Below are 23,281 nucleotides of genomic sequence, written 5' to 3' on the forward strand. Positions count from 1 at the left end.
TATGACTAAGCTTCGCCTTTCGAAATTAACTGGAGCAGTAATTCTTGCTCTAGGAGTTTCAACAAGCGCTATGGCTGCTGACACCTCGTCTGCAATGCGTGGTAAAATAACCACACCTTCAGGTGCGAGCGCTGCAAACGTTAAAATTAAGGTCGTTCATCAGCCTACCGGCACAATCAGTGAGCTAACCACCAATGAAAGTGGTACTTTTATAGCCAATGGTTTACGTGTTGGTGGACCATATACAGTGATCATCGACTCTGATACGTTTAACGATACCACCGTTGAAAACATCTTTTTAAACCTTGGCGAAACTTACCGATTAACGTCGCAATTAGCACCACTCAATATTGAAAAAATTGAAGTGTCTGGTTATAAAATTGTCCAACAATCGGGTGGTTCTAGCAGCACGTTTGGTGAAGATACCATCAACAACATGCCTAGCTTTAATCGTGACATTAAAGACATCGCACGTTTAAACCCACTTGCTAGTATTAATGGTAGCGGCGAGCTAACCTTTGCCGGTAGCAACCCACGTACAAATGGTTTAACTGTAGATGGTATTGGCCAAAATGACGACTTTGGTTTAAGTTACGGCGGCTACCCTACTTCGCAGCCCCCTGTAGCCCTTGATGCGATTGAGCAGATCTCTGTTGATGTTTCTCCATTTTCAGCCTCTAAAGGCAACTTTGGTGGTGGTACTATTAACGCGGTAACTAAGTCAGGTACTAACGAACTTAAGTTTTCTGGTTTTTACGAAACATCAACACCAGATATTGCTGGCGATGTAGACAGCATATCTCAAGTGTTTGCTGATAACCGCCCTGTTTTAGATGACGATGGTCACCGCACATACATTGTTGAACAAGTAGAACCTAACCAAACTGAAAAACGCTACGGTTTTAATGTTGGCGGCCCACTTATAGACGATACCTTATTTTACTTTGTTAACTACAATAAATGGTCAAGCGAACTAGATTTAGATTATGGTTTTGAAGGTTCAGGCGCAACCAACGAATACGATGTGAGTGAAGAAAGCTATAACCGTTTCCTTAATATTCTAAATAACGAATACGGCTTAACAGACTCTCTTGGAGGCGACCCTAAAGACACCAACGAAACATTACTTGTAAAATTAAGCTGGAACATTGCTGATGATCATCGCTTAGATTTTACCTATCAGTGGCAAGATGACAAAGATGAAACAAACTTTGGTACTGGTGGCACATCAGTTCAGTTTGCATCAAGTCGTTATACCTACGCAACCAAGTTTAATAACTTTGCTACCAAGCTATATTCAGATTGGAACGAAGACTTTTCAACTGAAATCGGTATTGCATACAAAGATGTATCATCGAGAAGTTTAACAAATTCTGATATTGGTAGCGTTAAAGTTGAAGAATACTTCCGCGGACCTTCTTATAACTTTGGTACCGATGAGTTTCGCCATGCAAATAGCTCAGCAACAGAAAATTTAACACTTTCTCTTGATGCCACTTATTTAATGGACGAGCATGAAATTAACTTTGGTATGCAATATGAGTCGTTAAACTTATACAACCTTTTTGCAGCTAACTCACTCGGTTCATGGGAATTTGATAACTTTAATGGTTTCGAAAATCGTGAAGTAGGTAACTACAAAGGAAAGTACGATTTTAGCTACAGCAATGCCTTTACAAATAACCCTAATGACACCGCTTACGACGCAACCCGTAATCAATTAGCACTTTACATTGAAGATACTTTTTATGTTGGTGATGATTTAGAAGTAACAGCAGGTGTTCGTTATGAGCGTTTATCTTCTGATGATAAACCAACACTCAACGAAAACTTTTTAAACACCTATGGCTTTAGCAATCAAGAAAACCTCGATGGGTTAGATATTATTCTACCGCGTATTGGCTTTAAGTATTACGCTACAGAAGCATTAACAGTTAACGGTGGTGTAGGTCGTTTCCAAGGTGGTATCCCTAACGTTTGGTACAATAACTCATTCCAAAACGATGGCATTACTTTTGTAGATGCACCACAGAGCGTTATTGACGATTACTATGCTAATAATCAAGCTGATATCACTCAAGTACCAGATGCCATAAAAGGCTCTTTAGTTCAAGGTGCAGGTAGCACAAACTATGTTGACCCAAATTTTGAACTACCGTCAAGCATCCGTGCACAACTTGGTTTTGAGTACGACTTTGATTCTGAGTTATTAGGTGAAGGCTTTAAATGGCAAGCAGAAATTGCTTATCACAAAAAAGAAAACGAAGCTGTGTGGCATAACACCGCCATTAAACCTGTGGGTGTAGCGGCCGACGGCGAGCGTATCATCTATGAAAGCATTTACAGCGGTGATTTAGCTGATAACTTTGATATAGCAATGACTAATTCAGCAGAAGACGGTCGCTCTGTTATTATTACAACAGCATTAGCTAAAGAGTGGGAAAATGGCCTTTATATTTCAGCAAGCTATGCACATCAAGATGTAACAGAAGCGTCTTCAGGTTCTTCGTCACGTGCACAAAGCAACTATCAGTACAATATAACAAAGAGCCGAAATGAAGACTTTGCTGCCCGTGGTGCATATGAAGTAGAGCATAGCTTTAAAGTTAATTTAGCGTATAACACTGAGTTCTTCAGTGGCTATGCCACAAGATTTAATGTGTATTTTGAACGTCGCTCTGGTCGTCCATTTAGCTATACTATGGGTATGTATCAAGATAGTGACTTAGGTGATACGCGTGACTTTTATTCAAGCTCAGCTTATTTAGCGTATATTCCAACTGGTGCAGATGATGCAAACGTAAACTGGGATGAATCAGGGCTATCATGGAGTGAACTTGAGACACTACTTAATAGAGCGGGTATTTCTGAGCGAGGTCAAATCTTAGACCGTAACTCAGGCACGCAACCATGGGTTACCACTATGGATATTAGCGTTAAACAAGAGATCCCAGGTTTTGCAAAAGGTCATAGCGGTGAGGTTTACTTTATGATTGATAACTTTGCCAACTTATTAAACAGTGACTGGGGCGTAGAAAAGCGCTTAGGTTTCTCTGACCAAGCAGTTTACGACTTTGGCGGCTTAGACGATCAAGGTCGTTATATAATTGATAGCAGATTTAATGGCGCTGATGTTCGTAACTATAGCCAATATCAAACTAGCTCATCAGCTTGGCAAGCTAAAATCGGTGTTAGCTATAAGTTTTAACCTATAACTTGCACATCAAAAGCTCATAAAATTAAAAAAGCCATTACATGCATGTAATGGCTTTTTTTATGGAAAAAATAACTTTTCATCTGTTTGTCATAAAAACTACTTACTATCTGCACGGTAAAATATTGAAACATAGATAAAATGCTAAATTTCAAAAATAAAGTGTTTTATAATAAAAAAATTACAGTTGTATTTTATTTGTAACAAACAAATAAGGTACACTATGTAAGTATTTTGGATTAAGTGTATTTTGCGGTCGCTTAGTCCAAAATTAAAATAAAAAAGCTATTAAAAGTTTATTTAACTACACGGGAAAATAAAATGAAAATTCAACTTCGCAAAACAGCTCTATCACTTGCTATAGCAGCATGTGTTGGTGTGAGTGGTGCTGCAATTGCAAACGAAACAACTTCTGCAATTAAAGGGCAGATTATGGGCCCTAACGGTAACCCTGCTGCCGGCACTAAAGTAACAATTTTACATGTGCCTTCTGGCTCTGTTAAAACAACGCAAGTAAATGACGCTGGTTACTTTACTGCTAAAGGTCTTCGTGTTGGCGGCCCTTACAAAGTAATCGTAGACTCAGACATCTACGCTGACCAAGAGTTCAATAATATTATTTTGAACATTGGTAGCGACTACCCTGTTAATACTTCACTTGAAAATATCTCAGATATTGAGCAAATTGTTGTTACAGGTCGCCCTATCAGCACTATGTCTGGTGGTACGGGTCCTGCTTCAACATTTACGTTAAGCGATCTTGAAAATCAACCAGCTATTAACCGTGATTTAAAAGATATTATTCGTATTGACCCTCGTGTTGCTATCGATGATAGCCGTGGTTCAATCAACTGTGGTGGTGGTAACCCACGCTTTAACAGCTTAACCCTTGATGGCGTTCGCATGAACGATAACTTTGGCTTAAGCTCAAACGGTTACCCTACAATTCGCGCTCCATTCTCTTTTGATTCAATCGAGCAAGTAGCAGTAGAATTAGCACCATTTGATGTTCAATATGGTGGTTTTACATCATGTAACATCAATGCAGTTACCAAATCTGGCGGCAACGACATTCACGGTGGTGTATTCTACGATTACACTAACGATTCAATGAAAGGCGATAAGATTGAAGGTAATGACGTTGATAACGGTGACTTCAGTGAAAAGCGTTATGGTTTCAACGTTGGCTTACCACTAATCAATGATACGCTTTTCTTATTCACCTCTTACGAAAAACTTGAAGGTGTTAAACAGTTTAACTATTCATCTTTAGTGTCTTCTGCAGAAATTGATGAAATTAGACAGATTACACGTGATGTTTACGGTTACGAAGCCGGTGCTACACCAGCAAGCTCACCAGTAGAAGATGAAAAAATCTTAGTAAAATTAGATTGGAACATCAACGATGATCACCGTGCTAACCTAATTTATAACTACAATGATGGCTTTACTTTATCGCAATCTGATGCTGATGGTGATGAGCTTGCATTTGACAGCCACTTTTATGAGCAAGGTGCTGAGTTTACTTCAATTGTTGCATCACTTTACTCTGATTGGAATGATGATTTCTCAACTGAAGTTCGCTTAGGTAAATCAGAGCTTGACGCTCGTGTTCAATCTTTAGACGCGGCAAGCAGCTTTGGTGAGTTCCAAATCAATACTAAAGCTGCCACTGTTTACGTAGGTCCTGATGACTCTCGTCAATCAAATGATTTAAACTACGACACCACAACAGCTAAGTTCTCAGGTACTTACTACCTTGATCAACACACGATTACTGCTGGTTTTGAGTATGAAAAGTTAGAAGTATTTAACCAATTCGTACAGCATACTGAGGGTGAGTGGCGTTTTGCATCTATCGATGATTACAAGGAAGGTATAGCAAGTGCTGTGTATTACAATAATGCAGCAGGCACAAATGATCCAACAGATGCAGCTGCTAACTTCGCTTACTCACAAAATACATTCTATGTACAAGATGAATACAGCTTTTCAGATATCGATGCATCATTAACATTTGGTCTTCGTTATGATAGTTATTCAAGCGATGACAAACCAGCATTAAACCAAAACTATACTGATCGCTACGGTTTTAGTAACCAGTCAACGTTTGACGGTATTGATTTAATTCAACCACGTGTAGGTTTTGAGTGGTATGCAACCGATGCACTAGAAGTGCGTGCAGGTGTTGGCTTGTTCTCAGGCGGTAACCCAAATGTATGGTTGTCTAACTCATATTCAAATGATGGCATCACAAATATCGGAGCTAGAATTGGCGATATCAGTAACTCTTACGTAGTAGGTACTGGTGACGATGCTAAAACATTTGTAGATTTATTTGATACACCGAATGTAAACGGTGGTACGCCAGGTTATGACGTTCCACAAGATATGTTTGATAAAGTAGCGAATACTGAAATTGGTTCAGGTGATGCTACAACAAATGCAGTAGATCCTAACTTTGAAATTCCATCAGAATGGAAATATTCGATTGGTGCAACCTACACTACTGAAAACGATTATGTAATTGCTCTAGATTACCTTTACACTGATAAGCGCGATGCAGCTACATTACGAGATATCGCACTTCGCCCTACTGGTGAAGTAAGTTTTGACGGTCGTCCATTGTATGAATCAATTGAAGGTCGTGATGGCGAGCTATTATTGACTAATGTTAACGGTGATAGCGGTTCATCATCAATTATTTCAGCAGCAGTAAGCAAAGCATTCGATAACGGCGTAAGTATGCAGTTCTCTTACGCTTACACTGATGCTGATGATGTAAACCCAATGACTAGTTCTGTAGCCAGCTCAAACTACGGTAACCTAGCAACATCAAACCCGGGTAACCCTGGCGTAGCATCTTCTGATTACGAAATCCCACATCGCTTTACATTAAACCTAGGTTATAAGCACGAGTTCTTTGATGGTTATAACACTCGCTTCAACCTATTTGGTGAAGCATACAAAGGTTTACCTTATAGCTTCACATTTAACGGAAGCGATAGTGCATTTGGTGACGCAAACTCTAATCGCTCGCGTCAATTGCTATATGTACCGCTTGAGAACGATCCTAATGTGATCTACGACATGAGTGCTGATGAAATCAACGAGTTTAACGACTTTATCGCATCTGAAGGTCTTAAGCGTGGTGAAATCGCAGGTCGTAACCAACAGAACTCTGATTGGTTCGTTAAATTTAACTTTAAAATTACTCAAGAGTTACCAGGCTTTATGGACGGCCATAAAGGTGAAGCATTCTTCGTAATCGATAACTTAACTAATATGTTAAACGATGACTGGGGTGTATTAAGAAAAGGCTCATTCGTAGGTAATAGAATGCTTAAAGTTAAAACGAATGATCAAGGTCAATACGTTTACTCAGACTTCAGTGCACGTAGTGCTGAGCAATCTGTTCAACGCGATGCCTCTTTATGGGAAATGCGTGTAGGTGTTCGTTACACGTTCTAATTTGATTAATTAAATTAGTCTATTTAAAAGCCCACTTTGTGGGCTTTTTTATGCCTGTAATTTATTTTTTAATTTTTCAAAAATAGCGATTAACTGGCTTTGTTCATCATCCGACAAGCAGCTTAATAATGCACGCTCCCACTGCAATGCCTGTGGCGTTATTTTTTCATACAAAGCCATGCCCTTATCAGTTAACATTAAAAATGCAGCGCGCTTATCATACTTATTTAACTCGCTATAAATAAGCCCTTCATCAATTAGCGTTTTTACTGCCCTTGATACTGTCGACTTATCCATATCTGCTTGAATGCATAATTGCTTAGCTGTGCTTTGGCCTGATTGCGCTAAATTAGCCATTATTCGCCACTGAGGAATAGTTAAATCAAACTCTTTTTTATAAATACTCGAAAAATCATTACTTACCTGTGTTGCTAAGTGTGTTAATTGATAGGGTAAAAATGTCGTTAAATCTATTTTCATATTGAATCACTTATTTATTTACACACGACTTTTATCTGTTCACTTTTATTTACAACGGTCATAATCAGTGTATTTGATATTAGTCTCACTTGAGAGTATCTTAGCGTAAATAACAAAAATATAACACTCCCCCATTTTTACAGGAGTCAGTAATGGCGACACAATTAAACTACATGACCGGCTTTGGCAATGAATTTGAAACCGAAGCGCTGCCTGGTGCATTACCAATTGGGCAATTTAGTCCGCAAAAAGTAAAATATGATTTATACGCAGAGCAATTCAGTACCACTGCATTTACCGCTCCTCGCGCCGATAACCGCCGCACTTGGATGTATCGTATTCGCCCATCGGTTGTGCAAGGCGATTATACAGCCATAGACAATGGCTTAATTAGAACCGCTCCCATTACCGAAGTACCGACTCCACCAACCATGCTGCGTTGGGATCCCATTGATATACCAGCAGAACCCACTGACTTTATCGATGGCTTAATCACTATGGCTGCCAATGGCAGCGCGAATGGGCAAGCCGGTATTGGTATACATGTGTATGTCGCCAATAAATCCATGGACAAGCGCTTTTTTTATAATGCCGATGGCGAAATGTTATTTGTACCGCAACAAGGTGAACTACTACTTAAAACAGAACTTGGGCATTTAACTATTAAAGCCGGCGAAATTGCCGTTATTCCGCGTGGTATTAAATTTCAAGTAATGTTACTAACCGACACTGCCCGTGGCTATATTTGTGAAAACTACGGCCATGCCTATGTCCTTGCTGAGCGCGGCCCTGTGGGTGCCAACGGTTATGCGAATGATCGTGACTTTCACTATCCAGTAGCGGCTTTTGAAGATATTGAGGGTGATTTTGAACTGATTGCTAAATTTAATGGCAATATGTTTCGTTGTGATATTGGTCATTCTCCTCTGGATGTTGTTGCTTGGACAGGCAATAGTGCGCCTTATAAATACGACTTAGCTCGCTTTAATGTCATGAATACCGTTAGCTTTGATCACCCTGATCCTTCAATTTTTACCGTACTCACTTCACCATCGGGTACTGAAGGCGTTGCAAATATCGATTTTGCTATTTTCCCACCGCGTTGGATGGTGGCTGAAAACACTTTCCGCCCGCCTTACTATCACCGTAATATTATGAGTGAGTTTATGGGCTTAATAGAAGGGGTATATGATGCAAAAGAGCATGGCTTTGTGCCAGGTGGCATGAGCTTACATAACTGTATGTCGCCGCATGGTCCTGAAGCAGACGTATTTGAAAAAGCGTCAAACGCCGATTTAGAGCCACAACGCTACGATAATACGTTGGCGTTTATGTTTGAGTCACGTTATGTAATATCGCCGACTAAATACGCATTAGAAGGTAAAGAGCGCCAAGCTAATTACACTGATTGCTGGCGCACAATCAAAAAACACTTTAATGGCAATCAAGGATAATCAGATTATGAAGCTTTATACTTATTTTCGCTCATCTGCAGCGTATCGTGTGCGAATCGCATTAAATCTAAAAAATATTGATCATCAATTGGTACCTGTTAACTTATTAAAATCAGAGCAGCAAAGCGAAGATTATTTACAGAAAAACCCTCAAGGGCTGTTACCGGCTTTAGAAACAGAAGACGGCGTATTAGGTCAATCTCTAGCAATTTTAGAGTACCTTGAAGAGCAATACCCTGAAACACCATTACTGCAAGGTAATGCTTGGCAAAAAGCACACATTCGCAATTTAAGTTATGCAATTGCCTGTGATATCCATCCTATTGATAATTTGCGAGTGCTTAAATATTTAAGTAGTGAACTTAATGTTGATGATGAAGCAAAAAATAAGTGGTACCGACACTGGGTTGAAGTTGGTTTTGAAAAAATAGAACAAATGCTCGATAGCAAAAATACATTTTGCGCAGGCGACTCGCCAAGCTTAGCTGATGTATGTTTAGTGCCACAGGTATTTAATGCCATTCGCTTTAAAGTAGATATGGCTGCCTACCCTAAAATAGCAGCCGTTTGTCAGCGTTGTAATGAATTGGCCGCCTTTATTGATGCAGCCCCAGAAAATCAACCCGACGCAAACTAACTTTTTAACGCACTGTGTATTACAGTGACGTGCTCAATTAAGTCTAAGCCCAGATCAGTTAAATAACCGCCATCTGGGCTATCAATAACGCCTTTATCAAACAAACGTTGTGCTGCACTCAGTAAAGCGGGTTCAGCATCTGAATGGAGTTTAATCCCCTGCATTTTGCTTTCGCGTGGGAATTTGGCAAGTAGTGTAAATTCGTCAATCATCGTTTGATTAAATAGCATATGTGTTCACCTTTTTATTGTTCTGTGTTTTACTAAAGTTGTCTTACTTACCCTAGCATGTTTTTTTGCTAAGTGTAGTTATTTTAAACACCTTGAGGTTATTCATGCGTTATTATTTTACTTTTATTATTGCTGTTTTATGCTTGTTTTTTTCAGCTTTAAGCTACGCTAACACAACAAAAACGCTTCCTATTGTTGATGCTACCCAGCTTATAAACACTAACACTGAGTGCTGGTATGATAATAAACGCTATAGCGAAGGTGCCATACTGCAAGTTCATTCTGTTACGCTTATTTGTGCTGCTAAATACCCCCAACATAACAACAGTCAGTTAATTTGGCTAAAACTCGATAAACAAGGTAACCTTATTTATCCTAAGAAGCCCTCTACTATTACTGTAAATTAATCAAGATTAACAATCTGGGATTTGCCAGCCATCTCCAAACTATTAAGATGCGGTGGGATACGTTACAATACATGCAGTTTAAAAAAGCAGTGTGACTATGAATAATCAACCAAAAAACCCGCTTCATGGGGTAACTTTAGAGCAAATTCTTGTTGAACTAGAACAACGTTTAGGCTTCAAAGCAATGGGCGAGCAAGTAAATATCAAATGTTTTACAGATTCGCCAAGTATAAAATCAAGCTTAAAATTTTTACGTAAAACGCCTTGGGCAAGAGATAAAGTAGAAGCGCTTTATATCCATACCATTAATAACAAGCCGTTACGTAAGCCTAGAAATAAACCGACTAAGCAGTCAGAATTCTCACAACCTGATACATCAGGTTTTGTATGGCCTTCTATTAAAAAATAAAAGGCTCATAAAATAACAATGGCGTAATACATACGCCTTTCTAATCAGGTGTTTGCTCTTGGCATATTACATTTAACGACGCAGGGTTAATGCTCACCACCACTTTATCTGCAGATTTAACCTCGCCATCAATCACGTAATTTAGCGTTTCATCTGCGCTTATTTCTACACGTTTTGCATTGGTGTAATGCGAGTTAATAGCAAGATGCGTTTGCGTAATACTGCTAAACATCAGCTCAGCAATACTTAATACCGTGGTTTCATTATCTTTGTTTGGCGTTAACCAATTTACATCCAATAACCCATCGCGGTGATCGGGTTGCCCGCCCCCTTGTGCTAATAACGTAGTAAATGGCGCAGCATTTGCCACAATAAAACTATTTGTATTAATAGTCTCAGGCTCATTATCATCTAATTTAACTATCAGCTGTTGCGCTTTATTTTCGCCAAATGAGTGTAAAAAACCATTTAAATAAGCAAGTTGACCTGATTTATTTTTAGACTCTCGATCCGCTTTTTCAATCATTGCATGCTCAAAGCCAATACCAATTAATAATAGCATCAGCTCATCATTACAATACGCGGTATCAATAAGGTTAGCTTGACCATCAATGATTAAATCACATGCTTGCTCAACAGGAATAAATTTAGATTTTATCCCCATTAATACATGAGCGAGCGCATTTGCTGTGCCCAGTGGTATTATTCCTAATCGACAAGACGTACCCACCAACACACTGGCAACCTCAGTTACAGTTCCATCGCCACCACAAGCAATAATAATATCGGGGTGGTTCTCTATAGCCTGTTTAGCCAATGTAATGCCATTTTGTTCTGGCGTAGTTTTTAAAATGGTTAAATCGTAATACGCAGATAAACGCGCAATAATTAAATGCTCTTTTTCAGACCACAACTTAGTACCTGATACCGGGTTAGCAATTAAGTACGCTTTGTTTTTTATCAGTAGCTCCCCCTTACGGTGGCGCTTAACTAAATGGCGTAATTGGCGTTTATTAAGGTTGGCAGTTTCACGTGTTTCTTTTATTTGTGCAAGAATATCATGCACATCCGCGTCTTTATTTTGACTCAATAAATACGCTGCCATAACAAACACCGAGCGTCCACGCCCTAACGCACAATGCACCACAACACGACGGTCTTTTTTAATATGATGATGGATCCAGTTAATGGCTTGGTTTAACTGTGAGTGTGTAGGCACACTGTGATCAAGAACAGGAATATTCAAATAATCGATATTTTCTTGGGTAGATGTCCATTCAAGGCCATCAAATTCACAGGTAACGTCCAAAATAGCGGTAATGCCATTTTCTTTCAATGTGTCTATATCTGAGGGGAACAAACGACATGCTAAAAATAGATTATCGTTTATTTGCTGAATGGGCGGTACTTTGTCACGCTTACGTGACCACGCATTATAAATTTGCGCACCTAATAAAAAAGGCACAAAGGCCCAGCGAATGTAAAAAGGGATAACGCCATTTTCGCGTTTTCTAAATACTTTCCCTGCGTTGAAAAAATAAGCGCCGCTGACTAATAGTAGCGAAAGTGCGGTCCAAAAAAACGCAACTGCAAAGTAAATGGAGTTAACCGTTAATCCCAATACTATAAATACCAATGCTGTTACAAGATAACTTACTGCAGCCCACATAATTTTTCCTTTTTATTGGTGTTACACTTTTAAATGATCATCATATCCAGCAATCATTATGCCATTAGTAAACTTAGGTAGTAACTTAGCTAGCTACCTGCTCTGCATCGGTAGTTCTAAGTTAAATCAACATAAGAAAGATTAACATGGTATGCAGTTTTTACATCTCATCGAATAAATTATTCACAGTATGATAAAAGCATACTATGCTCTTTGATTGCTATCTATATAAAAAATTTTGATAAATTTTAATTTTCAACTTTTTGCATCTAAATATCGTGTTTACTCGTTCTAATACTAATAATAAAAAATAGGATAATTATGGAAAATAACGAATTACTTTCTTTGCTGTGTGCAACAGCACAAGGAGACAAACATGCTTTTTCACGTTTATATCAGAAAACGAGCGGCAAACTCTTTGCAATTAGTTTTAATATGTTGTCTAACAGAGCTCATGCTGAAGAAGCACTACAAGATGCGTTTATTAAAGTTTGGCATAATGCGTCTGAGTATAACGCCTCCAAAGGAACTGTAATAAGCTGGATGATTAGTATTATTCGCTACAGAAGCCTTGATCTACTCAGGTATTATAAAGTCCGTAAGGAAGAACCCTTAGCTGAGGATCAACAAGATACTCACATCGTTGATGTCAATTATGATGAAAACACTAAATTAGTCGACTGTATCGAACAACTAGAACCACAACAAAAGCATGCTATCCACCTTGCCTACTACAAAGGGTTAAGCCATAGAGAACTCGTGAATCATATTGACACACCATTAGGAACAGTTAAGAGCTGGATTCGCAGAGGTTTAGTACAGTTACAAAGGTGTTTAACAATATGAACTATAACAAACCAGAATTACTTAACTCGCTTGCTGCAGAGTATGTACTTGGCACATTAACCGGCTTGGCGCGTAAACGTTTTCAGCGACTCATGCTAGTTTCAAATAAAGCGAGAGAAGCGACCAATATATGGGAGCAAAACCTTAATAACCTAGCGAGTGCTATTAGCCCACAAACACCATCAGATGCCACATGGCATGAGATAATGCGGCGTATCGAACATAAACCACAATTAGAAAAATCACAGCTAATAATAAAACCTTCTATTTGGCGTGCATGGTCATTTTTAGCGACCGCCGCATGTATTATTTTAGCTGTTTTAGTTACTCAAGCTACTACCAACAGTAAGCAGACACAACAAATAGCTTTAGTAAAAAATCAAACTGAGCAACCGTTGTGGTTTATAAATGTAAGTAACCATGAGCTCTCTATTAAAGCGAGTAACCAACTAATAGCGCGAACAGATAGAGACTACGAACTGTGGATGATACTTAAAGGGCAAGATACCCCTGTCTCCCTTGGTTTATTACCCAAAAATGGCGATAAAACTATTCTCAAAAGTAAACTATTTAAAGCAACCGACATAACATTATTAGCGGTTAGTTTAGAACCCGTTGGCGGTTCACCGAATGGTTTACCTACTGAGGTACTATACACCACAGAATTAGTACTTTTATAAACTGATGCTGGTCGCTTTAATTCAAGCGATCAGCATAAAAAGTAACAAAAAATAAATACTTTTAACTTTTTTGCATCCACTTAACTATCCTGTCCGTTATTAGCTATGACTTCAAACAAAACTAAAGGACAAAGTCATGAAAGCTTTTACTCCATCAATACTTGCAGTAATGGTATGCAGTACATTTATAAGTGCACCAAGTGAAGCATCTAGCCATAGAGAAGCACCAAATATAAGCCGCTTCCCAACTTTAGACTCTACCGATTTTTATATATTTAATAGTTATGAGCAAGGCCGAGGCGATTACGTAACCCTCATCGCAAACTACATTCCTTTACAAGATGCTTATGGTGGCCCAAATTACTTTGCAATGGACCCTGATGCTACTTATAGCATCCACATTGACAATGATGGAGACGCTATAGAAGATATTACATTTGCGTTTAACTTTGAAAGTATGCTGCCAAATGATAATCAAGGGGTACAACTGACTGTAGGACCAGAGGGTAATCAGCGGACCGTTTCAGTACCTCTTAAAAATGTTGGCGGCATCTCTGCAGGTAATGACGCTGCTGTAAACTTTAGCGAGTCCTACAGTATGACCATGATCAGCGGACCACAACGAACTGGCACTACCACAACCCTAAATAATACCACTACAAACTCTAGCTCGTTCTCTAAACCACTTGATTATGTAGGTAATAAAACCTTTGGATCGATGACAGAATATCAAGCCTATGCTGATCAGTTTGTCTATCAAGTTGCCATACCCGACTGTGAAGGCATGGCGAGAGTTTTTGTCGGTCAACGTAAAGACCCATTTGTAGTTAACTTAGGTAAAACTTTTGATTTAGTTAATTATGTTCCAGTTGAAGGTGACAGCTCGCCAGGGGCAGCCGATGGTGGAGGTTTCCCAGGCGGTATAACCCAATCAGCCGATAATGATGATCTCGCAGACAAAAATGTTACGTCAATAGCTATTGAAGTACCAAAAGCCTGCATTGTAGGCGAAGGTAATCAAGTCATTGGTTCGTGGACAACAGCTAGTTTACCTCAAGCTCGCGTGCTTAACCCTAATGCAAAATTTGCAAATAATGCGGTTAATGGAGGGGCATTGACTCAGGTTTCTCGATTAGGTAACCCGCTAGTCAATGAGCTTGTAATTGGCATTAAAGATAAAGATACATTCTCAACATCTCACCCTAAAGACGATGGACAATTTTTAGATTATGTATCACACCCCTCTTTACCCGAGCTTCTGAATATCTTATTTAAAGATGCGGTTAATACAACACTAGGTGCTAGCCTAGAGACTCTTGCGCCCACTAATTTTCCACGCACAGATTTAATTACTGCATTTTTGACAGGCTTTGCAGGGGTAAACCAACAAGCAACGGTAACACCTTCAGAAATGCTGCGTCTAAATACCGCTATTGCAGCGACTGCGCAGGCCGACCAATCAGCATTTGGCGTTGCAGGTGACGACTTAGCTGGTTTCCCGAATGGACGACGCCCTGGTGATGATGTTGTAGATATTGCGCTACGAGTTGTAATGGGGCGTTTGTGCCACCCTATCCCCGTTGCAGGTACAGATACTGATTTAGGGCTGTGTACTCCAGAAGATGCAAACGTAGGCACTGTGCCATTTACTGATGGCGCACCTGTTAATGCATCAATGATGAATGCCACATTCCCTTACCTTGCAACGCCGCTTGCAGGCTCTAAATAAGGAGTGAACTAATGCATAATCTAAATTTACGTCATGTCTGTATACTATCTGTAAGCCTGATTATGGCAGCATGCAGTAACGATGACGACAAAAATAAATCACCAACTATAACCAACTCTGCGCCCTCAGCAAGTGATGTAATACTCACCACTCAAACAGAGGTCAGTATCTCTGATATGCTCAGAGCCACTGATATAGATGGCGACACATTAAGTTACTCACTATCAAGTGAGCCTACGTTAGGTGTTGTTGAAGTAAATAGCGATGGTAGTTTTACTTACACCCCTAATAAAGAGACAACAGGTACAGACAGCTTTATGTTTGGCGTAAGCGATGGCATAAGTTCACAAGTAAACGCCACTGTGAGCATCACTATTGAAGCGTTGCAAGTTGAATTTGCACAGTTTGCCACGGATGCTTTAAATCAACAGCCTACGGCTGAGCCATTGTCTGTGAATGGTAGAGTATTTACCAATACAGATACTGATGTTGGTGATCTGATTTCAGCAAACGGAAATTAATCAATCAACTGACTAGCCAAGGAAGGCTAACTTTTAGGAGAAAATAATGCACTTACCTTTATATTTGCCATTCACTTTTATCGCTGTCTTTTTAATGCCGCTCACTCTACAAGGCGCACCTTTTGTACCAAAGGATGATGCAGTTATTGCAACTAGTAACATTAAATTAAAAGCATCTCTTTCTGTTGAAGAGATAAAGAACTTACTCGACAACAGTCAATTCTCAGGCCAATCTGAGCGGTTACAAGGGGCCCTTAAAACACATTTGGTAAAGCTATATCAGGAAAACCCCACTTCAGAAGTAAGCTATCTGTATGCACGTATATTACAAAAAGAACATTTATTCGAGCAAGCCATAAATATTGCAAAAGAGGCAATAGATGACGATCCTAACCATGTTAATAGCCATTTATTACTAGCAAATATTTTTATGACGCAAGGGCGTTTTGAAGCAGCAACAAAACACTGTATATCTTTAATTGGTTTAGTAAGTACCCTCACTGCAAGTACCTGTGTGCTTGATATACAAAGCCAACACAAAAATGTTCAACAAAGCTATCAATCGCTATTAAAAATAGTTGATAACAAAGAAACAAATCTTGCAACCAAGCATGTGTTAAGTGAAATGAGTTACCGAATGGGTCACTATAAAAAAGCACTCTCTCATATTAATCATATAAAATTATCGAATATGCCTGTGAGCCTTGTTGTTTTATGGGCTGATATTCAGCTTAGACTTAATAACTCTGAGCATATTATTAACAGCCTAAGCACATTGGTTGACGATAATACTAATTTAGAGGATGCGCTGTTGCTTAGGCTAGCTATTGCAGAAAAAGATCTAAAAACACACGGGCAAAAATGGCAAAAAATGATGGCTGAAAGAGTCTCTTTACGCGAAATTCGCCAAGATACTTTCCACGCCAGTGAACTAGCTAAATATTACATTAATATTCAGCCAAACACCGACAAAGCATTGTACTGGGCAAACATTAATTGGCAACAAGCAAAGATGAGTATGGATCAGCAGTTACTTAAAGATGCACAAACAATGCCACGAGGTAAGCTATGAGATCAACTTATCTATGTTTTTTCGCTTTATGTTTGTTCGCTTTTACAAACAATGGCTTTGCACACCAGTTAAGTACCAGTTATATCGTGTTAAATAACAATATAGATAAAACGCAATATATTGGTCACTGGCAAATCAGTATCGCTGACTTGGAACATGCAGTAGCACTTGATTTAAACAACGATGGGCAAATTACATGGGCCGAAATAAAAGCAAAACGTAGCTCACTTACTCAATTTGTTGAACAAAACATAAGTTTTACCCAAGACTTAAAAGCCTGCCTTTTAAATAATGAAGGCCCGTTTAAGCTCGATACTCACTTTAATCAACCTTATTTGCAAATTCCTATTCGCTTTTATTGCGATAATAACACTACAACCTTACTTACATACTCAGCTTTTTTTAACCGCGATGCTAGCCATAAATCTATCGTTAACATCAACGGTGTGTCGCGTGTATTTGACTATCATAACCAAAAACAAGCATTTAATTTTGAACAAACAAGCTACGTAGAAACCTTCAATCAATATGTTTACCAAGGCGTGTTACATATTTGGATTGGTATAGACCATATTTTATTTTTAATTGTATTGTTACTTACTTGCGTGTTGGTAAGACGAGATAAAACATGGCAAAGAAGTAGCTCTAAAATAAAAATCATAAAACACACTGCATGGATAGTCACCGCGTTCACACTGGCACACTCTATTACGCTTACAGCTACCGCAATGAACCTTGTCTCCCCAAATAGTCGCTGGGTAGAATTAGGAATTGCAGTGTCAGTATTGTTTGCAGCACTTAATAATGTTTGGCCCGTCGTAATACGTTTAGGCTGGCTTACTTTTGGTTTTGGATTACTTCATGGGATGGGATTTGCAAGTGTCCTCGGTGAACTAGGCTTGTCAGAAGACTACCAGCTGCTAAGTATTATTGCTTTTAACCTCGGTGTTGAATTGGGTCAACTGAGTATTTTGTGTCTCAGTTTACCAATACTTATTTACCTAAGAAACTATAATTGGTATCAAAAGTGGTTAATGCCTTCAGCTTCAATCTTGGTTGCTCTAATCGCTCTGCAATGGTCAATAGAGCGTTATTAATGAATAACATTTAGGCTAACCCACAAAAAGGTTAGCCTAATTTTCCTCTGCTCATTCTTATTCTAATTTTTATCAAATGGCATAAGTAATGTTTTCATTGCTGGACGTAGTGCGATAAGCACGGTTTCTTCTGTTAACTCAGGAAACAGCATTTTTCGTAATAACAATCCTGCCATCACTGAAAAAATCACATTAATACGGCTCTCTAATTCTTGCTCTGAGTGTGATTTTATTAAACTGCTTTCACTCACTAATAAATCCCGCATTCTGTTACGTGCTTGCGTGTCAGCCTCGCGTAGTAGTAAAGCAACTTTTTTGTTTCTACTCGCCTCTGCCATCATATCTAGGTCAATAACGCAGGCCCCAGTGTCCATATGACGCTGTACACCATGATGTAAGCCGTCGAGTAACACAGTTAAAATATCACCAGGTTGATCTTCAAACTCTTGAAATATGGAGAACATTTCTTCCATATCTTTTTCAATAATACTTTCGATTATTGCTTCTTTACTATCAAAATAGTTATAAATATGGCCTGCGCTCATACCTGCTGTTCTTGCTATTTCAGCCATACCTGCGCCATGATAACCTTTGCGATGAAAGCAATCAGCAGCCGCTGTTAATACCTGTTCACGACGCGCTTGTGCTTGCACCGGATCAAGGTGTTTTTTATTTTTAGAATTCATTCGAAACTCCATTATCGAGTCACTAGACTCGAAACGTCTAACGTTTACCCTTGATAATAAAGAGGTAAACGTTAAACGGTATCACTTTACTACAGATAAACCAGCCATAACTCACCGGTTTAATGCATGCTAATTACTTTGAACGGTAGTTACTTCCCATCCACCACCAACGGCTTTGTACAAATTAATTTGACTTGCAAGCAAAGCTTGTTGACCGGTGATCAGTTGTTGCTTTGCGCTATACCAAGTTCGCTGAGCATCAAGCACTTGTAAAAAGCTATCGACCCCTTTATCGTATCGCGCCTGTGACAAGTCATAGGTTATTTTTCGGCTTTGTAGTAGCTGTTCAAGTGCACTTAATTGCGCGTTGTAACCTTCTCTATCAGCAAGCACGTCTGCAACTTCACGAAACGCTTGCTGAATTTTTTGCTGATACGTTGCTACAGCAACTTGTTGCTCTGCATTAGCGACATCTAAATTAGCTTGGTTACGTCCCATATTAAAAATAGGCAAATTTACCGACGGCATAAAACTCCACGTACCTGACCCTGCATCAAATAAATTACTTAAATCACGTGATGCTGTTCCTGCATTGGCTGTTAAACTAATACTTGGGTAAAACGCTGCACGAGCAATCCCTATATTGGCATTTGCAGCAAATAATTGGTGCTCGGCCGCTTTTATATCAGGACGCTGTGTTAGTAAATCAGACGGAAGGCCGACAGGAACAGCGGGTAAATCAAGTAATGAGTTCAACTCTTTAGTCGGTAGTAAGTCCTGCCCCACCGGATTACCTACTAATAAATCAAGCGCATTTTTATCACGTTTTAATAAACGCTTATACTTTGCAATATCAACCTTTGCAGTAGCTACGGTACTTTTTAATTGCTCTAGGGTAATTTCAGAGGCCGCACCTAAATCAACACTTTTTTGCGTTAAAGATAAAGACGCTTGCTGCGATGACAATGTCTCTTGAGCTAAAGCAAGTAATTGCTGATCGGTCGCATAATTAAGCCACGCATTTGCCAGCTCAGAAATTAACGATACCTGCATGCTATATTCACTAAGCTGCGTAGAGTAAAGCGTTTGTAATGCTTGCTCAGATTGATTACGCACTTTGCCCCATAAATCTAATTCATAAGCAGTCATGCCCACAGTTGCACTGTATTGGGAGCTAATTTGAGGCTGATCACTTGCTGATAAATCAGCTGGCAAGCGCTGACGACTGCCTGATGCATTGAAATCAAGCGAAGGATATAGCGCTGAATCTTCGATCTGATATAAACCACGCACTCGTTGCACATTAAGTGCTGCTATTTGCAGGTCTTTATTGTGCTCGAGGCTTAATGATATCAGTGCTTTGAGCTTTTCATCATTAAAAAACTGCTGCCATTTTAGTGACGAAACTTGTCCTTTGCCTGCCTCTGATGCATACGCATCAGGGACAGGTAAAATAAGTGTTTCTTGCTGAGGAGCTAACTGACATCCAGATAAAATGGCTAAAGTTAAAGCACTAAAACTAATTGTTCTTACACTCATTAAACTTCCTCCTGCGAGGTGGTTTTAGCTTTACCTGAAAACAGTCTACGTACTAAAACAAAAAACAACGGTACAAAAATTACCACCAGTGATGAAGCAGCAAGTGTTCCGCCTATAATTGAAATACCTAAGGCGTTTTGAGCACCAGAGCCTGCACTCGAGGCTATTGCAAGCGGTAAAACACCACAGATAAATGCCATTGAGGTCATTAAAATAGGACGTAAACGAAGTCGTACAGCTGCAATGGCTGAATCTACCAAACTTAAGCCTTCATCCATTTTATGGGTGGCAAATTCAACAATTAATATCGCATTTTTAGAGGCAAGCCCTATGGTGGTTAATAAGCCAACTTGAAGGTAAATATCATTTGATAAGTTACCTAAGAAAGCAGCCATAACAGCCCCCAATATACCCAGAGGTACAATCATCATTACTGCAAATGGGATAGACCAACTTTCATAAAGTGCAGCTAAACACAAAAATACAAATAATAGTGAAAGACCATAAAGAAGCGGCGCTTGACCACCACTTGAACGTTCTTGGAATGAAATACCAGTCCATTCAGAGGAAATACCATTAGGTAACTGCTTAACTAAGCGCTCCATTTCATCCATAGCCTCACCTGTACTGTAACCAGGCGCAGCACTACCTTGAATTTCCATAGCTGAAAAGCCGTTATAGCGCTCTAAACGAGGCGAGCCATATGACCAATATGAACTAGCAAACGCTGAGAATGGCACCATGTCGCCGCTTTTATTTCGCACATACCATTTATTGAGATCCTCAGGCACCATGCGCGCATCGGCCTTACTTTGCAGATATACCTTTTTAACACGGCCACGGTCGATAAAATCGTTCACATAACTACTACCCCAAGCAGTAGAAAGCGTACTGTTAATATCACCTTGTGATACACCAAGGGCTTCTGCTTTTGCAAGATCAATATCCAGTTGTAATTCAGGCATATCTTCTTGGCCATTAGGACGAACACCTGCCAGTATTGGACTTTGACTAGCCATACCCAATAACTGATTACGCGCCTTTAATAGCTCGTCATGACCTAAACCAACCCGGTCTTGTAAAAACATATTAAAGCCGTTGGCAGTGCCAAGTTCAATAATTGCCGGAGGTGGGAATGCAAACACAAGCGCCTCTTTTATCGTTGAAAAATAGCCCATGCCTTTTCCTGCAACCGCTCCCACTGATAAGTCGTCACGTTGGCGCTCATCCCAGTGCTTTAAGCTCACAAAACCAATGGCTGAGTTTTGTCCTGAGCCTGCAAAACTAAAACCGGTAACCGTGAAAATTGAGGCAACAGCTTCAGATTGTTCTTCTAAATAATGGTTTTCTACTTTTTTAACCACTTCAAGCGTTTGCTCTGTAGTAGAACCTGCTGGCAGCATTACTTGGCTAAACAAAATACCTTGGTCTTCGTCCGGTAAAAAAGCAGTAGGTAAGCTTGAAAAAATAGTGACCATACCACCGACAATCAAAACATAACTAAGCAAATAACGTTTAGAGTGCTTGATCATTCGCCCAACAAAGCCTTGTGCACCTCTATTAGTTTTATCAAAACCACGGTTGAAGCCTGAGAAGAAACGACCTATAAAGCTACCATCAGTATGCACATGACTCGGTTTTAATAACGTAGCACACAGTGCAGGTGTTAAAATAAGCGCCACTAATACCGATAACCCCATTGCTGTTACCAGCGTTATAGAGAATTGACGGTAAATAACCCCTGTAGAGCCACTGAAAAATGCCATAGGGATAAATACCGCCGACAGCACCATGGCAATACCCACAAGCGCGCCCTTAATTTCATCCATAGACTTTCGAGTTGCTTCGACTGCAGAGAGTTTTTCTTCAGTCATTAAACGTTCTACGTTTTCAACTACCACTATCGCATCATCTACCAGCAAACCTATGGCCAATACCATCGCAAACATAGTGAGCGTATTAATTGAATACCCAAAGGTAAATAGAACGCCAAACGTACCTAGCAGTACCACAGGAACGGCTATAGTAGGGATAATAGTTGCTCTAAAGTTTTGTAAAAATAAGTACATAACAACAAACACTAGTACTACGGCTTCTATTAAAGTATGTACTACTTTTTCAATTGAAAGTGCAACAAAGGGAGTCGTGTCATAAGGCACAACCGCTTCAAGCCCTTGTGGGAAGAAAGGCTTAAGCTCTTCAAGTGCATCCTTTACTCCTTGCGCGGTATCAAGTGCATTAGCGCCACTGGCTAACTTTACACCGAGTCCCGATGCTGGTTTACCATTAAAACGAGCAACCACACCGTAGCTTTCACCGCCCAGTTCAACTTCGGCAACATCTTGCAGGCGAACAGCCGAGCCATCGCTGTTGGTTTTTACTAAAATATCTCTAAATTGCTCTGGTGTTTGTAATCGACTTTGTGCAGTTACAGTCGCATTAAGCTGCTGCCCAGCAAGTGACGGCATACCACCGAGTTGACCTGCTGACACCTGTGCATTTTGTGCTTTAATTGCTGCTGATACATCGCTTGGGGTTAGCTTATAGTTTTGTAATTTAGCCGGATCGAGCCAAATACGCATTGCATATTGAGAGCCAAATAACTCCACTTCACCCACACCGTCTACACGCGACACAATGTCTTGCACGTTCGACGATACATAGTCTCCAATATCAATATTAGTCATACTGCCATCTTGCGACACAAAACCAACAACCAGTAAAAAGCTTGATGATGATTTGGCCACTACCACACCTTGGCGCTGTACTTCTTCTGGCAATAATGGCGTAGCGGTCGCTAATTTATTTTGCACTTGAACTTGGGCAATGTCTGGATCGGTCTCGGCATCAAATGTTAGCGTCAGTGTTGCTGACCCGCTCGACTGTGAGGTTGATGACATATATAACAAGCCATCTAAGCCTTTCATTTTTTGCTCAATAACCTGAGTCACCGAGTCTTCTAAGGTACGTGCAGATGCACCAGGGTAGTTAGCCGTAATGGTAATCGCTGGTGGCGCAATAGACGGATATTGGGCAACGGGTAGGCTTTTAACGGCAATAATACCCGCAAGCATAACAACAATTGCCAATACCCAAGCAAAAATAGGCCTATCGATAAAAAATCGTGACATAAAACTCTC

18 protein-coding genes are annotated in these 23,281 nt (G+C 39.7%); 12 read left to right on the forward strand and 6 right to left on the reverse strand.

The window, feature by feature from the left end:
• The first annotated feature begins 1 nt into the window (after position 1).
• Complete coding sequence (locus tag ACNSN3_RS15545) at positions 2 to 3,208, forward strand: TonB-dependent receptor (protein ID WP_418609468.1); 3,207 nt, start codon at positions 2 to 4, stop codon at positions 3,206 to 3,208.
• A gap of 327 nt (positions 3,209 to 3,535) precedes the next feature.
• Positions 3,536 to 6,685, forward strand: coding sequence for a TonB-dependent receptor (locus tag ACNSN3_RS15550; RefSeq protein ID WP_010389045.1), 3,150 nt, complete (start codon positions 3,536 to 3,538; stop codon positions 6,683 to 6,685).
• A gap of 48 nt (positions 6,686 to 6,733) precedes the next feature.
• Here the strand turns inward: ACNSN3_RS15550 and ACNSN3_RS15555 are convergent, their stop codons facing one another.
• Positions 6,734 to 7,165, reverse strand: coding sequence for a MarR family winged helix-turn-helix transcriptional regulator (locus tag ACNSN3_RS15555; protein ID WP_418609470.1), 432 nt, complete (start codon positions 7,163 to 7,165; stop codon positions 6,734 to 6,736).
• 152 nt (positions 7,166 to 7,317) lie between these two features.
• Here ACNSN3_RS15555 and hmgA point away from each other — a divergent pair, with 152 nt between their 5' ends.
• Together hmgA and maiA are read left to right on the forward strand one after the other, a co-directional pair.
• Positions 7,318 to 8,619, forward strand: coding sequence for a homogentisate 1,2-dioxygenase (hmgA, locus tag ACNSN3_RS15560; protein ID WP_138570211.1), 1,302 nt, complete (start codon positions 7,318 to 7,320; stop codon positions 8,617 to 8,619).
• A gap of 7 nt (positions 8,620 to 8,626) precedes the next feature.
• On the forward strand, positions 8,627 to 9,256 hold the full coding sequence (gene maiA, locus ACNSN3_RS15565; protein WP_418609472.1) for a maleylacetoacetate isomerase: 630 nt from the start codon (positions 8,627 to 8,629) through the stop codon (positions 9,254 to 9,256).
• Here the strand turns inward: maiA and ACNSN3_RS15570 are convergent.
• Complete coding sequence (locus ACNSN3_RS15570; RefSeq protein WP_008464346.1) at positions 9,253 to 9,486, reverse strand: TIGR02647 family protein; 234 nt, start codon at positions 9,484 to 9,486, stop codon at positions 9,253 to 9,255. The two genes, maiA and ACNSN3_RS15570, sit on opposite strands and share 4 nt — an antisense overlap.
• A 104-nt stretch (positions 9,487 to 9,590) precedes the next feature.
• Here ACNSN3_RS15570 and ACNSN3_RS15575 point away from each other — a divergent pair, with 104 nt between their 5' ends.
• On the forward strand, positions 9,591 to 9,893 hold the full coding sequence (locus ACNSN3_RS15575) for a DUF1496 domain-containing protein (RefSeq protein ID WP_418609474.1): 303 nt from the start codon (positions 9,591 to 9,593) through the stop codon (positions 9,891 to 9,893).
• Between the two features lie 97 nt (positions 9,894 to 9,990).
• Entirely contained in the window at positions 9,991 to 10,302 is a 312-nt protein-coding gene (locus ACNSN3_RS15580) for a VF530 family DNA-binding protein (protein ID WP_418609476.1), read from the forward strand.
• Positions 10,303 to 10,342: 40 nt separating this feature from the next.
• On the opposite strand, the gene ACNSN3_RS15585 is transcribed toward ACNSN3_RS15580, so the two are convergent.
• Entirely contained in the window at positions 10,343 to 11,971 is a 1,629-nt protein-coding gene (locus tag ACNSN3_RS15585; RefSeq protein ID WP_418609478.1) for a diacylglycerol kinase family protein, read from the reverse strand.
• Positions 11,972 to 12,292: 321 nt separating this feature from the next.
• Between ACNSN3_RS15585 and ACNSN3_RS15590 the strand changes: the two genes are divergently transcribed.
• The 6 genes from ACNSN3_RS15590 (at position 12,293) to ACNSN3_RS15615 (ending at position 17,916) form a co-directional block, all read left to right on the forward strand.
• Positions 12,293 to 12,817, forward strand: coding sequence for a sigma-70 family RNA polymerase sigma factor (locus ACNSN3_RS15590; protein WP_075170279.1), 525 nt, complete (start codon positions 12,293 to 12,295; stop codon positions 12,815 to 12,817).
• Positions 12,814 to 13,497, forward strand: coding sequence for an anti-sigma factor (locus tag ACNSN3_RS15595; protein WP_010389062.1), 684 nt, complete (start codon positions 12,814 to 12,816; stop codon positions 13,495 to 13,497). Before ACNSN3_RS15590 ends, ACNSN3_RS15595 begins: the two co-directional genes overlap by 4 nt.
• 136 nt (positions 13,498 to 13,633) lie before the next feature.
• Positions 13,634 to 15,226 (forward strand): DUF4331 domain-containing protein, encoded by a 1,593-nt coding sequence (locus tag ACNSN3_RS15600; RefSeq protein ID WP_010389064.1) that lies wholly within the window; start codon positions 13,634 to 13,636, stop codon positions 15,224 to 15,226.
• A gap of 11 nt (positions 15,227 to 15,237) precedes the next feature.
• The gene (locus ACNSN3_RS15605) at positions 15,238 to 15,747 is read left to right on the forward strand and encodes an Ig-like domain-containing protein (protein ID WP_010389066.1); all 510 of its coding nucleotides are present in this window, start codon (positions 15,238 to 15,240) and stop codon (positions 15,745 to 15,747) included.
• A gap of 46 nt (positions 15,748 to 15,793) precedes the next feature.
• Positions 15,794 to 16,819, forward strand: coding sequence for a tetratricopeptide repeat protein (locus ACNSN3_RS15610; RefSeq protein ID WP_418609482.1), 1,026 nt, complete (start codon positions 15,794 to 15,796; stop codon positions 16,817 to 16,819).
• Positions 16,816 to 17,916, forward strand: coding sequence for a HupE/UreJ family protein (locus tag ACNSN3_RS15615; RefSeq protein WP_418609484.1), 1,101 nt, complete (start codon positions 16,816 to 16,818; stop codon positions 17,914 to 17,916). The genes ACNSN3_RS15610 and ACNSN3_RS15615 overlap by 4 nt, the downstream gene beginning before the upstream one ends.
• A 62-nt stretch (positions 17,917 to 17,978) precedes the next feature.
• Here the strand turns inward: ACNSN3_RS15615 and ACNSN3_RS15620 are convergent, their stop codons facing one another.
• The 3 genes from ACNSN3_RS15620 to ACNSN3_RS15630 all read right to left on the reverse strand — a co-directional run bounded on the left by ACNSN3_RS15620 (position 17,979) and on the right by ACNSN3_RS15630 (position 23,272).
• Complete coding sequence (locus ACNSN3_RS15620) at positions 17,979 to 18,602, reverse strand: TetR/AcrR family transcriptional regulator (RefSeq protein ID WP_010389073.1); 624 nt, start codon at positions 18,600 to 18,602, stop codon at positions 17,979 to 17,981.
• 129 nt (positions 18,603 to 18,731) lie between these two features.
• Complete coding sequence (locus ACNSN3_RS15625; protein WP_418609486.1) at positions 18,732 to 20,141, reverse strand: efflux transporter outer membrane subunit; 1,410 nt, start codon at positions 20,139 to 20,141, stop codon at positions 18,732 to 18,734.
• Complete coding sequence (locus ACNSN3_RS15630) at positions 20,141 to 23,272, reverse strand: efflux RND transporter permease subunit (protein WP_138621894.1); 3,132 nt, start codon at positions 23,270 to 23,272, stop codon at positions 20,141 to 20,143. Before ACNSN3_RS15630 ends, ACNSN3_RS15625 begins: the two co-directional genes overlap by 1 nt.
• Positions 23,273 to 23,281 lie beyond the last annotated feature (9 nt).

This window comes from Pseudoalteromonas sp. US3C1004, from assembly GCF_048401065.1.
Classification (GTDB): Bacteria; Pseudomonadota; Gammaproteobacteria; order Enterobacterales; family Alteromonadaceae; genus Pseudoalteromonas; species Pseudoalteromonas undina.

Bases quoted from the DNA above. Each gene is read 5' to 3' on its own strand.
- ACNSN3_RS15585 (WP_418609478.1), bottom strand. From the start codon at position 11,971: ATGTGGGCTGCAGTAAGTTATCTTGTAACAGCATTGGTATTTATAGTA.
- ACNSN3_RS15555 (WP_418609470.1), bottom strand. From the start codon at position 7,165: ATGAAAATAGATTTAACGACATTTTTACCCTATCAATTAACACACTTA.
- ACNSN3_RS15630 (WP_138621894.1), bottom strand. From the start codon at position 23,272: ATGTCACGATTTTTTATCGATAGGCCTATTTTTGCTTGGGTATTGGCA.
- ACNSN3_RS15600 (WP_010389064.1), top strand. From the start codon at position 13,634: ATGAAAGCTTTTACTCCATCAATACTTGCAGTAATGGTATGCAGTACA.
- ACNSN3_RS15610 (WP_418609482.1), top strand. From the start codon at position 15,794: ATGCACTTACCTTTATATTTGCCATTCACTTTTATCGCTGTCTTTTTA.
- ACNSN3_RS15590 (WP_075170279.1), top strand. From the start codon at position 12,293: ATGGAAAATAACGAATTACTTTCTTTGCTGTGTGCAACAGCACAAGGA.
- ACNSN3_RS15620 (WP_010389073.1), bottom strand. From the start codon at position 18,602: ATGAATTCTAAAAATAAAAAACACCTTGATCCGGTGCAAGCACAAGCG.
- hmgA (WP_138570211.1), top strand. From the start codon at position 7,318: ATGGCGACACAATTAAACTACATGACCGGCTTTGGCAATGAATTTGAA.
- ACNSN3_RS15575 (WP_418609474.1), top strand. From the start codon at position 9,591: ATGCGTTATTATTTTACTTTTATTATTGCTGTTTTATGCTTGTTTTTT.
- ACNSN3_RS15595 (WP_010389062.1), top strand. From the start codon at position 12,814: ATGAACTATAACAAACCAGAATTACTTAACTCGCTTGCTGCAGAGTAT.
- ACNSN3_RS15605 (WP_010389066.1), top strand. From the start codon at position 15,238: ATGCATAATCTAAATTTACGTCATGTCTGTATACTATCTGTAAGCCTG.
- ACNSN3_RS15615 (WP_418609484.1), top strand. From the start codon at position 16,816: ATGAGATCAACTTATCTATGTTTTTTCGCTTTATGTTTGTTCGCTTTT.
- ACNSN3_RS15580 (WP_418609476.1), top strand. From the start codon at position 9,991: ATGAATAATCAACCAAAAAACCCGCTTCATGGGGTAACTTTAGAGCAA.
- ACNSN3_RS15550 (WP_010389045.1), top strand. From the start codon at position 3,536: ATGAAAATTCAACTTCGCAAAACAGCTCTATCACTTGCTATAGCAGCA.
- ACNSN3_RS15570 (WP_008464346.1), bottom strand. From the start codon at position 9,486: ATGCTATTTAATCAAACGATGATTGACGAATTTACACTACTTGCCAAA.
- maiA (WP_418609472.1), top strand. From the start codon at position 8,627: ATGAAGCTTTATACTTATTTTCGCTCATCTGCAGCGTATCGTGTGCGA.
- ACNSN3_RS15625 (WP_418609486.1), bottom strand. From the start codon at position 20,141: ATGAGTGTAAGAACAATTAGTTTTAGTGCTTTAACTTTAGCCATTTTA.
- ACNSN3_RS15545 (WP_418609468.1), top strand. From the start codon at position 2: ATGACTAAGCTTCGCCTTTCGAAATTAACTGGAGCAGTAATTCTTGCT.